Here is a 13,623-nt window from a genome sequence, read left to right as displayed (position 1 = left end):
TGGAGCACGGTCAACTCCCCCGAGGCCGCGGGGTCGACTCCCTTGTGGAACAAGGTCGGCTCCCCCGTGGAGCGGGGTCAGCCGGACACCCGGTAGGTGTCCGCGGCCTGCTCGTACAGCCGCGTCACCTCGTCCCGCTCGGCCTCCGGCCCACGCACCTGCACCACGTGGTACCTGCCGTCGAGGAGTATCGCGAGGTTCCGGACGAACACGCCGCGTCCCTGGCTGTCCTGCCAGGTGAACTGCCCCTCGGCCATGGTGACCCCGCCGACCTCGACCAGCCGCATGCCCCCGGAGGTGGCCCACGTCGAGTCGCGGAACGGCTGGAGTTCGCGCTCGCCCTCCCGCTGGTACTTCAGCGGATCGCTGCCGTACGTCGCCGTGCTGTCCCGGCCGGGTACGACGATCAGCTCGAAGCTTCCCCGCGAGTAGACGACCTGGCCGCGGCCGTTCTTGGGGCTGCGGTCCCAGCCGGTGGCGACGGCGACCTGGAAGCCCTCGGCGTCCTTGCGCAGGGTGAAGCCCTGGGCGGCGACCTCGGGGCCGCCGGTCTGGGTCTGCTCCGAACCGGACGACTCCGACGGGCTCGCCTGCCCCTCCCCTTCCTCGCCCCCGTCGGGGGAACTGGAGTTCTGGTCGGGTCGCGACTGGCTGCTCGCCTCCGGCCCGGCACTCGGCTGTCCGGCCGCGTCGCTCCGGCCGCCGTTGCTCACGCCGTCGCTGCTCGGCTCGGCCTTCGGCATGAACACCATGGCGTACGCGACCGCCGCGGCCAGCGCGAGCAGGATCAGCAGGAGCAGGGTGCGCCCGAGCTTGCGGGGCTGCGGGGGCTTCTCCTCGCGGGCGCGCCGGTGGCGGGCGTGGACGCTGGTCGCGGGCACCTTGGCGCGGCGCCTGCGGACGAGTTCACCGCGCCGCCGGACGATGGGCAGCCGGCTCGCGTTCACGGGCGGCGCGGCGACGACGTGGGTGCCGGCCTCGGGCTCCGGCGCCGACCGCACGAGGGAGCGCAGCCAGCCGCGCAGCTCCTCGAAATCCAGTCGCTCGGTGGGGTCCTGACGCAGCAGCGACTCCACCACGGGGCGCAGCGGTCCGCACTCCTCGGCGAAGGCGGGCGGTTCCGAGCACACCATCTCGACCAGCTCGGCGGTGTTCTCCTCCGGGTACGGGGCGTGCCCCTGCACCGCGCGGAACAGCAGCGCGCCCAGCGCCCACAGGTCCGTCGCGGGTCCGATCGGGGCCGCCAGCTGCCAGTTCTCGTGCACCGGCCCGGCCTGTTCCGGCGCCCAGCGCTCGGTGACCGGTCCCACCACCGCCATCCGCGCCTGCCGCGCCCGCTCGGCGGCGAGCGCCGTGGCGGGCCCACGTCCGCGCGCCGCCCCAGCGGCGCGGTCCCAGGGTGTGGCGTCCGTGGTTCCGGCGGGCACCGGCACGCCGCTGCCGTCGCCCATGACGCCGTCGGGGCGTGCGTCGCGCGGAGCCGCGTGGTTCCGTCCGTCGGGGCCGGGTCCGGGCATGCCGCCGCGGGGCTGTGCGCCGTGCCAGGCGGTCGTCGTGCCGCGGCCCGCGCGGACGCCGTACGGGTCGGCGATCTGGCCGGGGGGTACGGGGCTCGTCGCCAGCCCGGGGGCGAGGCCGTCCTCGCGGCCGCTGGCCGGGGGTGCCGTGCCGTCGTGGGCCGCGCCGGGTGCCGGCCGCTGGGCGGGCAGCCCACTGCCGGGGCCGCCTCGCCGGTCGTCATGGACCCGGGCCGCCGCGCGGGCACCCGCCCGGTACGCCGCGATGGCGCCCGCCCGTGCCGCCCGGACGTCACCGCCGGCCTCCAGGGCACGCTGCCCTTCCGAGGGGTCGGTGACCGCTCTCGCCTCGATCGCGGCCCGACGCGCCGCCTCCGGGTCGCCGACCGCGCCACCGGTCCCGCCGCCGAGGGCGGGACCACCGTACGCACCGCCCGTCAGGGCGCCACCGGGCGCGGACACCCCAGGCGCGCCCGCACCGCCGCCCCCGAGCGCCCCCGGAACCGGGCGGGCACCGCCGACGCCACCGGGCCCCACCGCTCCCGCGGCTCCGCCCTGACCGGCCCCGGACGCACCCGGACCGCGCCCGCCCGGCACGACCGGCCGGGCACCCGTCGCGTCGCCCGGACCATCGCCGGGCGTGCCGGGACGGTCCTCGAAGTCCCGTACGGGCACCGGGTCGTACCCGCACAGGGCCTCCTCGGCGGCCCCGACCGCGAGCCCCGTGAGCATGACCCGGCCGTCGTCGCAGACGAGCACCGTCCGTTCGGTGATGTTGCGGTGCACCCAACCGTGGGCGTGCAGCGCCCGCAGCGCGGTGAGCACGTCGGAGGCGACCTCGGCCGCCCGGTACGGGGTCAGCGGCTGGTCCGCCAACAGCGCCGCGAGCGGCCGCGCCGGCACCAGTTCACTCACTATCCACAGCGAACCGCCCTCGGCGAACACGTCGAAGACCTGGTCGAGCCGCGGGTGGTCGGGGATCTGCGCGGCGGCCTGCGCGGCCTCGATCGCCCGCCGTACGGCCGGGTCGGTGGCCCCTCGCGTGGTGCGCGCCGCACCCCGGCGCGCCCCGCGGTCCCGGGCCACGTACCCCTCGGGCAGGCCGTCCGCGTCGAGTACCTCGGCCTCGACGACCTCGGGCAACGGCACCTGCCGTACGAGGACTTCCTGGCCGCTGTAGGTGTCGAAGGCCCGGCTCTCGGCGAACTCGTAGTCGTCGGTGGGCGGCAGGGGCAGGCGGTAGCGGTCCGCGAGTACTCGTCCCGCGTATTCGTCCACGATGCCCTCCCCCGAGCCTCTGGTTGGTCAAATTCGTTCGCCCGGCGGCCCGTTCCGTGCTGGATGCGTACGGTCCGCAGCCATTCACGATACGTGCCGGAGGCAACCCGCATTGAGGGGATGCGATATCTCACCCGTCTCGAATGCGCTCGAACGCCCTCGATCTTCCCCGGAACACCCGTCCCCGAACTCACCGGGCGGGCACAACTCCCCCAGCCGACCTCGCATCGGAGGAGCTCACACCACCCCGTGCCCCCGCACGCCCCCGTACGGCGCATCGGGCCGGAGCGGCATCCTCACGGCTCCATAACGAGATGGGCACCGGCGCACAACAGCCGCGCCCCCCTTGCCGGGACCGCAGTCGCCGTACACCCGAACCGCCCCTCCACGGGCACCGCCCCGCCCCGGCGCGCCGCGGACTCACGCCATCACACGCACCCCGCCGACCGCGTCCGGTGTGCCTCGGAGCGCCTCCCGCGCGCCGACAGGTGCCCCGGCGCCTCAGGACTTCGGGCGGAACGTTTTGGTGAATGTCCGCCAGGTGTCCTTGCGCAGCTCGCCGCTCCACTCGGACGCCTTGGCCGTGTACATCAGCGCGTACCCCTGCTGCCCGTCGACCACGAACCCGCGGTCGATCGACCGGTACTTCGTCCCACCCTCCACATAGGTGAACTCCCAGTCGGCCGTGTTCCAGCCCCGGTAGTTCACCGCCTCTATGCGGATCCGGTCGTACTGCGCGCGGGTCATGTACTGCTCTTGGTTCTTCCAGTCGGCGACCGGGTCGTCCTTCGGGGTGCTCGTCCAGCCCACGAGGAGCTTCTGCCCGTCGGGACCGGCGAACCGGGCGCCCGCCGCGCCCGTGGACTGGTACTTCCACCCGTCGGGCAGTCCGATGGAGAAGCCCTGGCCGCTCTTGTACGTCTGGGCGGAGATGTCCTTCGAGGACCCGGAGCCGCCGGAACCGCCGGAACCCGTGTCGGAGTCGGTGGACGGCGAGTTCTCCTTGGAGTCGTCCGACCCCGTGGGCTCCTCGGCGGTCTCACCGTCCGGGCTGGGGACCGAACCCGCGTCCTCGTCCTTGCCGCTCTTGTCCTCGTCCTTGGCGGCGTCGTCCGAGGAAGTCCCGCCGGACACGGCGGCCTTGGTGCCGGCGCCCTTGCTGTTGTCGGCGCTGCCGTCGCCGTTGAACACGAACGCCAGCACGGTCCCGAGGACCACCAGCGCCACGGCCACGGCGATGACCGCGAGCGTCCGCCGCGAGACCACATCCGTGATGGGCGCCCTGGGCACGGGCCGCGGCGGAAGGTCCGGCGGCGGCACCTGCGGCCACCCCGAGGAGGTCGCACCGCCCGCGACGGTGCCACCGTCGCGCGCCCCGACCGCCCCGACCGCCCCGGCGACCGGCTTGCCCGAAGCGCTCCCGGCCTTCGCGGCACCGGCAGCCGCGGTCCCGGCGGCGGCCCCGGACGAGAGGCCGACCGACGCGGACCTCGTGGTGACGGCCGTGGCCGGCTCGGCGGGCTTGGCAGGCGTGGCGGGCTTGGCCGGCGGCGCGGACGGGGTCGGCGTCGCGGCCGGGGCCGCGCCCCGCGTGTTCCCGGAGGTGCCGCGGGCGGCCTCGCCGGACGCGCTCGACGCGGCGGACGCGGCAGCGGCCGACCCCGTCTCGGGCGCGCCCTTGCGCATGGACCAGCGCGGCGCGCGAGGCCGCTCCCCGGCCTCGTCGCCCCGCTTGGTCCCGAGCGCGCCGAACCCGCCCTTCTTGGGCCGCTCCTGAGGCACCACCGGCAGCGGCACGAGCTGCGTCGCGTCCAGCGGCGCGGCGTCCTTCGGGTCGGGCGCGTGGATGACCGTGTTGAGCATCGCCCGCGCGCCGGCGTCGTCCAGGCGCCGCTCGGGGTCCTTCGTGAGCAGTCCGAAGATGACGTCCTTCAGCGGCCCGCCACGCTTGGGCTCCGGGACCGGCTCGGTCATCACGGCGGTCAGCGTCGCTATGGCCGACCCCTTGTCGTACGGCGGCACGCCCTCGACCGCCGCGTACAGCAGCCCGCCGAGCGACCACAGGTCCGCCGCGGGGCCGGGCTTGTGCCCGCGCGCCCGCTCCGGCGAGATGTACGAGGGGGCGCCCACGAGCATGCCGGTCGAGGTGATGGACGGGTCGCCCTCGACCTGCGCGATACCGAAGTCGGTGAGGACGACCCGGCCGTCATGCTTGTCGATCAGCACGTTCGACGGCTTCACGTCCCGGTGCAGGATGCCCTCGCGGTGCGCGGCGCGCAGCACGTCGAGGATCGCGAGCCCCACCTCGGCGGCGCGCCTCGGTTCGAGCACACCGTCCTCACGGATGACCTCGGCGAGCGACTTGCCCTCGACGAGTTCCATCACGATCCACGGCCGGTCGTCCTCGTGGACGACGTCGAACACCGTCACCGCGCCGTTGTTGCGGATCCGTGCGATCGCCTTGGCCTCGCGCAGTGTGCGCGTGATCAGCCGCCGCTTCTCGTCCGCGTCGATGCTCGACGGGAACCGAAGCTCCTTGATGGCGACCGTACGGCCCAGCGTCTCGTCCTTGGCACGCCACACCGTGCCCATGCCGCCCCGACCGAGCACCCCTCCCAGCCGGTACCGCCCGGCGAGGAGACGTGCGTCCTTGTCCTGACGGGATTCCCCAGCCCGCTCCGCCTCCGACATGCGTCCCCTCATGCAACCCGCCCTGACAGAGCCTCCATTGTCACCCACCCGCCAAGCGCCCCTCGCCCAGGGTGCCCCTCAACCAGCCACCGCATCTCCCCAGACCCTCACTCCGCCCACCCACACTTCACAGCCGGGTCGGGCATAGTCGGCCCGTCGACCCGGTCCCCGCACCCCGTCCGGCGTGCGGGTAAGCGCTTCTGAGGCGTCGGACGGGGTTCCCTGACACGCCCTCGGGAGGCGGGTCGCGACGCCGTGACAGGGACGACGAAAACCAGCCAACGGAGGCGCGGCACGTCGGGCTGCCCCGGAAGTCCGCCCCCGCCCCGGTGCCGCCCGGGGCCGTCCCGCATGATGTGCCGCGACAGGAAGAACCGATGCCACCGACCAGGACGCCCATGACACCGAGGAAGCCCATGGCGCACCTGGCCGTCCCCGTGGCCCTGTTCCTCCTGGCCGTGGCCCCGACGGCCTCCCGGGCGCAGGTCGCGGCGGGCACGGACGCCGTCCTCCCCCTCCTGGTCACCCGGGGCCACGCCCCCGCCGCCGCCCTCCTCGCCGACGACCCGTCCGGCACCCGTTACGCCCACGCCGAGGCGGAGGACTGGGCCGAAGTCGGCCGAGAAGGCACGCCCGGGCAGAGGCCCGAGCCGCTTAGCCGCACGGACCGCTTCCGGGCCGGCAGCATCACCAAGACGTTCATCGCCACCGTCGTGCTCCAGCTGGCCGCGGAACACCGGCTGTCGCTGTCGGACTCGGTGGAGGACCACCTGCCGGGCCTGGTCCGAGGCGAGGGCGCGGGCCGGGCCGACGACGGCCGCCGCATCACGCTGCGCGCACTGCTCACACACACCAGCGGCCTCGCCGACTTCACGGCAGTCACCGGCGGAACCACCCCCGTGACCCCGCGTCAGGCCGTACGCCTCGCGCTCGCCCTCCCCCCGGCCGTCCCCGGCCGCTTCTTCTACTCGAACACCAACTACGTGCTGCTGGGCCTGGTCATCGAACAGGTCACCGGTAACTCCTACGCCACCGAGGCCGAGCGCCGCGTCATCGCGCCCCTCCGTCTGACGGGGACGTCCTTCCCGGGTGCCCGCTCCTCACTGCCGGAGCCGCACGGCCGCGCCTACTCCGCCGACGGCTCCGACGTCACCGACCTCGACCCGCGCGCGGCCGGGGCGGCGGGCGAACTCGTCACCACGCTCCCCGACTTGAACCGCTTCTACCGGGCGCTGCTCGGCGGCGAACTCCTGCGTCCCCGTCAGCTCCGCGAGATGCTCGACACCGGGACCGCCCACGGCGCGTACGGCATGGGCCTCCACCCCGTGAGGCTGCCGTGCGGCACCACGGTGTGGGGGCACAACGGCAGGATCGCCGGCAGCTACGTGCGCACCGCGGCCACGGTCGACGGCCGTCACGTCCTCACGTACCGCGTGAACACGGACGCGCCCGAGGACCCCGACCTGGAACCGGCGCTGCTCACCGCCGAGTTCTGCCCCCGCACCCTCAAAAGGTTTTAAGTCGCTACAGCGGCACGTTGCTACAGGGGCACGATGTCCGGCGCGCCCAACCGCGCCGCGTCGGCCGTCAGGTCGTCCGGCTGGCGCTGCGACTCCCGCTCGGCCTCCACCCTCTTCTCGTAGTGCTGGACCTCCCGCTCGATCTGGTCCTTGTCCCAGCCGAGCACCGGCGCCATCAGCTCCGCCGCCTCGCGCGCACTGCGCGTCCCCCGGTCGAAGGTCTCGATGGAGATCCGGGTGCGCCGGGTGAGCACGTCGTCGAGGTGGCGCGCGCCCTCGTGGGAGGCCGCGTAGACGACCTCGGCCCGCAGGTAGTCGTCGGCGGCCTGGAGCGGCTCGGCCAGGGAGGGGGCGTCGGCGATGAGGTCGAGGATCTCCTCGGTCGCGGACCCGTACCGGTTCAACAGGTGCTCCACGCGCACCACATGGAGCCCGGTGCCGGCCGCGATCCGCGCCCGCGCGTTCCACAGTGCCCGGTACCCCTCGGCCCCCAGCAGCGGCACGTCCTCGGTGACGCACTCGGCGACCCGCTGGTCGAGCCCGTGCACGGCGGCGTCCACCGCGTCCTTCGCCATGACCCGGTACGTCGTGTACTTGCCGCCGGCCACGACCACCAGGCCCGGCACGGGGTGGGCGACGGTGTGTTCGCGCGAGAGCTTGCTGGTCGCCTCCGACTCGCCGGCGAGCAGCGGTCGCAGCCCGGCGTACACGCCCTGCACGTCGTCACGGGTGAGCGGCACCGCGAGGACCGAGTTCACCTGCTCCAGCAGGTAGTCGATGTCCGCGCTGGACGCCGCCGGATGGGCCTTGTCCAGGTCCCAATCGGTGTCGGTGGTGCCCACGATCCAGTGCCGGCCCCAGGGGATGACGAACAGCACGGACTTCTCGGTCCGCAGGATCAGCCCGGTCGTGGAGTGGATCCGGTCCTTGGGTACGACCAGATGGATGCCCTTGGACGCCCGCACATGGAACTGGCCGCGTTCCCCGACCATCGCCTGGGTGTCGTCGGTCCACACCCCGGTGGCGTTCACGACCTGCTTGGCGCGGATCTCGTACTCCCCGCCCCCTTCGACGTCCCGCACCTTGGCGCCGACGACCCGCTCGCCCTCGCGCAGGAACCCCGTGACACGCGCCCGGTTGGCGACCTTCGCGCCGTAGGAGGCGGCCGTGCGCACCAGGGTGGCCACGTAGCGGGCGTCGTCCATCTGGGCGTCGTAGTACTGGAGGGCTCCGACCAGCGCGTCCTTCTTGAGGCAGGGCGCTATGCGCAGGGCGCGGCGGCGGCTCAGATGGCGGTGCAGGGGCAGGCCCCGGCCGTGGCTGCGGGCCATCGACATCCCGTCGTACAGGGCGACGCCGGATCCCGCGTAGAACCGCTCCCAGCCCTTGTGCTGCAGGGGGTAGAGGAACGGCACGGGCTTCACCAGATGGGGTGCGAGGCGCTCCAGGAGGAGCCCGCGCTCCTTCAATGCCTCCCTGACGAGGGCGAAGTCGAGCATCTCCAGATAGCGCAGGCCGCCGTGGATGAGCTTGCTCGACCTGCTCGACGTGCCCGACGCCCAGTCACGCGCCTCGACGAGACCCGTGGACAGACCGCGTGTCACGGCGTCCAGGGCCGTACCCGCACCGACCACGCCACCACCCACGACCAGCACGTCCAGCTCGCGCTCGGCCATACCCGCCAGTGACTCGGCGCGCTGTGCCGGTCCCAGTGCCGCTGTCCTCACCGCTGCCTCCCGCTGTTTGTCGCGCCGGTCCCACCTGTCGATGCCCGTCGAGCAAGACCCTGCTCACATCCCCCTGCCCAGAATTCTGGCCGTGTTGCCCGACATCGGCCACCACCCGCCCCCAGCCTGTGGACAACTCTCCAGGACGCGCGACGACATACCCCTGCCAATCCAGCACATCGGTCATATTTACTCCTAGTCTGACATTGCGCTCGCTCATCCAGTCCACAGGGCTTGCGCGTCTGTCCCGCTTCGGTTACTGGGAAGGACGGCTCACGCCATGCCCGCAGATCTCGCCGTCATCGGACTCGGCCAGCTCGGCCTGCCGCTGGCCCAGGCCGCCGTCGCCGCCGGCATCCCCACGCTCGGTTACCGCACCGGCCCCGAACGCGGCTCCCTCACCCCCGCCGAACTGCGCCGCATGCTCGCCAGCGGCTTCAAGCCCGGCACCAGCCCCGCGGAACTCGGCCGGGTCCGTACGGCGGTCATCTGCGTCCCCGTGCCCATGGGCGCCGACGGAGCGCCGGACCTCACCCAGGTGGAGGAGGCCGCCCGGGTGCTGGCCGCCCGTCTGCGCCCGCACACCACGGTCATCCTGGAGTCACCGGTCCACCCGGGCACCACCGAGGAGTTCCTGCGTCCGCTCCTCGAAGAGGGGTCGGGTCTGCGCGCGGGCCGCGACTTCCACCTCGCCTACTCGCCCGCCCGCGTCGACCCGGGCAACCGCGACTTCGGCCCCGCGAACATCCCCAAGGTGATCGGCGGCGTCACCCCGGCCTGCACCGAGTCGGCGGCCGCCTTCTACGGCCGGCTCACCGACAAGGTGGTACGCGCGCGTGGACCGCGCGAGGCCGAGACGGTGCAGTTGCTGGAGACCAACTACCGGCACGTCAACATCGCCCTCGCCAACGAGATGGCCGTCCTCTGCCACGACCTCGGCGTCGACCTGTGGGACGTCATCCGCTGCGCCGAGACCAAGCCGTTCGGCTTCCAGGCGTTCCGCCCGGGGCCCGGCGTGGGCGGTCACGCCCTCGCGCAGGACCTGTCGGGCCAGGCCCCGCACTCACTCCGCATGGTCGAACTGGCCCAGCGGGTCAACCACCGCATGCCCCAGTACGTCGTCCAGCGCGCCGCCACCCTCCTCAACGAGCACGGCAAGTCGGCCCGTGGAGCCCGCGTCCTCCTCCTCGGCGTCACGTACAAGCCCGACGTCCCCGACCAACAGGGCACCCCCGCGGAGGAGATCGCCAGCCGGCTCCTGCAACTCGGCGCGCACGTCAGCTACCACGACCCGTACGTCCCCGCGTGGAGCGTCCTCGACCGCCCGGTCCCCCGCGCCGACTCCCTCTACGAGGCCACCGCCGACGCCGACCTGACGATCCTCCTCCAGCACCACCGCACCTACGACCTCCAGGGCCTGTCGGTGAAGGCCCAGCTCCTCCTGGACACCCGCGGAGCCACTCCGACGGGAGCGGCGCACAGGTTGTGAACGGGGCGCACACCACCGCCCGACACTCCGGCACTGGTGGCAGCCGGGCCCCCGCGCGGGTACCGTACAGACCCAGGTGGAGCCCACCGCAGCGGGTACTGCGGCAGGGCTCCTGGATGGTTCACGGAGTGTCCGCCCCTACTTCTTCTGGGGGCGGCCGCTCACCATCCGTAAAGCCGCAAGATCCACCTCCTCCGGCACTGCACCATCCGAAGACGGAGCCGGTCCCAGCGGGTGGGCTTGCGGTGACGTCCCATGGGCGCCCCCTTCCACGACACCGCCCAGTAGCCCGGTGAACGGTTCGTCGGAGATCGGGCCGGGCCCCGAGGGCGGGGTCCGGACCATGTCCTTGGAAGGGGGCCCCAGAAGAACTGGGGCGCCGATCACGAACGCTCTCCGCCCACTTCGCCCGTTCGGCCCACATTCGCCCCGAACGCAACCGCGCGCCCCCCCACCCCCCCCCCACCGCAGCCCACGCCCCCACCAGCCCCTTTGGGCACACGAAGAGGGGCCCGGTCGCCCCCGTGGGTGACCAGGCCCCTCTCTCCGCTCAAACCGAGCGCGGTGTCAGTTCACCGCTTGTGCTGCGAGTCGGCGATCGTCACCTCGACGCGCTGGAACTCCTTCAGCTCGCTGTACCCGGTGGTGGCCATGGCCCTGCGCAGCGCGCCGAAGAGGTTCATCGAGCCGTCGGGCGTGTGCGAGGGTCCGGTCAGGACCTCCTCGATCGTGCCGACGGTGCCGAGGTCGACCTTCTTGCCGCGCGGCAGCTCCTCGTTCACCGCCTCCATGCCCCAGTGGTGCCCCTTGCCGGGCGCGTCCGTGGCGCGGGCCAGCGGGGAACCCATCATCACCGCGTCGGCGCCGCAGGCGATCGCCTTGGGGAGGTCGCCGGACCAGCCGACACCACCGTCGGCGATGACGTGCACGTACCGGCCGCCGGACTCGTCCATGTAGTCGCGGCGGGCCGCGGCCACGTCGGCCACCGCCGTCGCCATCGGGACCTGGATGCCCAGCACGTTCCGCGTGGTGTGGGCGGCGCCGCCGCCGAAGCCTACGAGGACGCCGGCCGCGCCGGTGCGCATCAGGTGCAGGGCCGCCGTGTACGTGGCGCAGCCGCCGACGATCACCGGGACGTCCAGCTCGTAGATGAACTGCTTCAGGTTCAGCGGCTCGTGCGAGCCGGAGACGTGCTCCGCCGACACGGTCGTACCGCGGATGACGAAGATGTCGACGCCCGCGTCCACGACGGCCTTGGAGAACTGGGCCGTGCGCTGCGGGGAGAGCGCCGCCGCGGTGACCACACCGGAGTCGCGCACCTCCTTGATGCGCTGCCCGATCAGCTCCTCCTTGATGGGAGCCGCGTAGATCTCCTGGAGACGGCGCGTCGCGGCCTCGTCGGGCATGCCGGTGATCTCGTCGAGCAGCGGCTGCGGGTCCTCGTACCGCGTCCACAGACCTTCGAGGTTCAGTACGCCGAGGCCGCCCATCTCGCCGATGCGGATCGCGGTGGCCGGGGAGACGACCGAGTCCATGGGGGCGGCCAGGAAGGGCAGCTCGAAGCGGTAGGCGTCGATCTGCCAGGCGATCGAGACCTCCTTCGGGTCGCGCGTACGACGGCTGGGGACGACGGCGATGTCGTCGAAGGCGTACGCCCGGCGGCCGCGCTTGCCGCGCCCGATCTCGATCTCAGTCACGTGTGTGGCCTTTCCCTGAAGCGTTCAGCGTCTTCCAGTATCGCCGACGGGCACGACGAAGGCGGCCCCGGATGCACCGGGACCGCCCTCACCAGGTCCACTGCCTGCCTACGGCTGTCTACTTACGGCTGTAGTTCGGCGCCTCGACGGTCATCTGGATGTCGTGCGGGTGGCTCTCCTTCAGTCCCGCGGAGGTGATCCGGACGAAGCGCCCGTTGGCCTGGAGGTCCGGGACCGTCCGGCCGCCGACGTAGAACATCGACTGGCGCAGGCCGCCGACCAGCTGGTGGACGACCGAGGAGAGCGGGCCGCGGTAGGGCACCTGGCCCTCGATGCCCTCGGGGACGAGCTGCTCGTCGGAGGCGACGCCCTCCTGGAAGTAGCGGTCCTTGGAGAACGACTTGCGGTCGCCGCGGGACTGCATGGCGCCGAGCGACCCCATGCCGCGGTACGACTTGAACTGCTTGCCGTTGATGAACATCAGCTCGCCCGGCGACTCCTCGCAGCCCGCGAGCAGCGAGCCGAGCATCACCGTGTCGGCGCCCGCGACCAGGGCCTTGGCGATGTCGCCGGAGTACTGCAGGCCACCGTCGCCGATGACCGGGATGCCGGCCTCCTTGGCGGCGAGGGACGCCTCGTAGATCGCGGTGACCTGCGGGACGCCGATGCCGGCGACGACACGGGTGGTGCAGATGGAGCCGGGGCCGACGCCGACCTTGATGCCGTCCACGCCGGAGTCGATGAGGGCCTGGGCGCCGTCCTTGGTGGCGATGTTGCCGCCGATGACGTCGACGCCGGTCGAGTTCGACTTGATCTTGGCGACCATGTCGCCGACCAGGCGGGAGTGGCCGTGCGCGGTGTCGACGACGATGAAGTCGACGCCCGCCTCGATGAGGGCCTGGGCGCGCTCGAAGGCGTCACCGGCCACACCGACGGCGGCGCCGACGAGGAGACGACCCTCGCCGTCCTTCGCGGCGTTCGGGTACTTCTCGGCCTTCACGAAGTCCTTGACCGTGATGAGGCCCTTGAGGATGCCCGAGTCGTCGACCAGCGGCAGCTTCTCGATCTTGTGCTTGCGCAGCAGCTCCATGGCCTCGACGCCGGAGATGCCGACCTTGCCGGTGACCAGCGGCATCGGCGTCATGACCTCGCGGACCTGGCGCGAGCGGTCGGTCTCGAAGGCCATGTCGCGGTTGGTGACGATGCCCAGCAGCTTCTTGTTGCCGTCGGTCACCGGGACACCGCTGATGCGGAACTTGGCGCACAGCGCGTCGGCCTCGGCGAGCGTGGCGTCCGGGTGCACGGTGATCGGGTCGGCCACCATGCCGGACTCGGAGCGCTTCACCAGGTCGACCTGGTTGGCCTGGTCCTCGATGGACAGGTTGCGGTGCAGGACACCCACGCCGCCCTGGCGGGCCATGGCGATGGCCATGCGGGACTCGGTGACCTTGTCCATCGCGGCCGAGAGCAGCGGGATGTTCACCCGCACGTTCTTGGAGACGTACGAGGCGGTGTCGATCTCGTCGGGAGCCATGTCCGACGGGCCCGGCAGCAGCAGCACGTCGTCGTAGGTCAGCCCGAGCGTCGCGAATTTTTCGGGCACTCCGTCGACGTTGGCAGTCATGACACCTTCCCCAAATGGCCTTGATCGGTGCGGATGTCCATGCTAACGGGAAGCGCGGAGCACACATTCCACGGTACGAA

7 protein-coding genes are annotated in these 13,623 nt (G+C 72.6%); 2 read left to right on the top strand and 5 right to left on the bottom strand.

Translation table 11 applies throughout. The features are described from left to right. Window positions 1-77: 77 nt before the first annotated feature. Complete coding sequence (locus tag ACZ4Z3_RS08830; RefSeq protein WP_468500329.1) at window positions 78-2,795, bottom strand: protein kinase; 2,718 nt, start codon at window positions 2,793-2,795, stop codon at window positions 78-80. A gap of 501 nt (window positions 2,796-3,296) precedes the next feature. After that, window positions 3,297-5,486 (bottom strand): serine/threonine-protein kinase, encoded by a 2,190-nt coding sequence (locus ACZ4Z3_RS08825; protein ID WP_468500814.1) that lies wholly within the window; start codon window positions 5,484-5,486, stop codon window positions 3,297-3,299. Window positions 5,487-5,863: 377 nt separating this feature from the next. Between ACZ4Z3_RS08825 and ACZ4Z3_RS08820 the strand changes: the two genes are divergently transcribed. Then, window positions 5,864-7,006, top strand: a complete 1,143-nt coding sequence (locus ACZ4Z3_RS08820; RefSeq protein WP_468500328.1) for a serine hydrolase domain-containing protein — start codon at window positions 5,864-5,866, stop codon at window positions 7,004-7,006. A 20-nt stretch (window positions 7,007-7,026) separates the two neighbouring features. Here the strand turns inward: ACZ4Z3_RS08820 and ACZ4Z3_RS08815 are convergent, their stop codons facing one another. After that, window positions 7,027-8,733 (bottom strand): glycerol-3-phosphate dehydrogenase/oxidase, encoded by a 1,707-nt coding sequence (locus ACZ4Z3_RS08815; protein ID WP_468500327.1) that lies wholly within the window; start codon window positions 8,731-8,733, stop codon window positions 7,027-7,029. A 280-nt stretch (window positions 8,734-9,013) separates the two neighbouring features. On the opposite strand from ACZ4Z3_RS08815, the gene ACZ4Z3_RS08810 reads away from it, so the two are divergent. After that, window positions 9,014-10,222 (top strand): nucleotide sugar dehydrogenase, encoded by a 1,209-nt coding sequence (locus ACZ4Z3_RS08810; RefSeq protein ID WP_468500326.1) that lies wholly within the window; start codon window positions 9,014-9,016, stop codon window positions 10,220-10,222. Between the two features lie 572 nt (window positions 10,223-10,794). On the opposite strand, the gene ACZ4Z3_RS08805 is transcribed toward ACZ4Z3_RS08810, so the two are convergent. Next, window positions 10,795-11,919, bottom strand: coding sequence for a GuaB3 family IMP dehydrogenase-related protein (locus ACZ4Z3_RS08805; RefSeq protein ID WP_055522669.1), 1,125 nt, complete (start codon window positions 11,917-11,919; stop codon window positions 10,795-10,797). A gap of 118 nt (window positions 11,920-12,037) precedes the next feature. Further along, window positions 12,038-13,543, bottom strand: a complete 1,506-nt coding sequence (gene guaB / locus ACZ4Z3_RS08800; RefSeq protein ID WP_468500325.1) for an IMP dehydrogenase — start codon at window positions 13,541-13,543, stop codon at window positions 12,038-12,040. Window positions 13,544-13,623: the final 80 nt, after the last annotated feature.

It is taken from the genome of Streptomyces sp. NPDC030296, assembly GCF_055572815.1.
Note: the sequence above shows the minus strand (reverse complement) of the source record. Positions and strands in the feature narration are given on the sequence as shown.

Excerpts from the sequence above, each read along its gene's own strand:
- ACZ4Z3_RS08825 (WP_468500814.1), bottom strand. The coding sequence starts at position 5,486 with ATGTCGGAGGCGGAGCGGGCTGGGGAATCCCGTCAGGACAAGGACGCA.
- ACZ4Z3_RS08820 (WP_468500328.1), top strand. The coding sequence starts at position 5,864 with ATGCCACCGACCAGGACGCCCATGACACCGAGGAAGCCCATGGCGCAC.
- ACZ4Z3_RS08810 (WP_468500326.1), top strand. The coding sequence starts at position 9,014 with ATGCCCGCAGATCTCGCCGTCATCGGACTCGGCCAGCTCGGCCTGCCG.
- guaB (WP_468500325.1), bottom strand. The coding sequence starts at position 13,543 with ATGACTGCCAACGTCGACGGAGTGCCCGAAAAATTCGCGACGCTCGGG.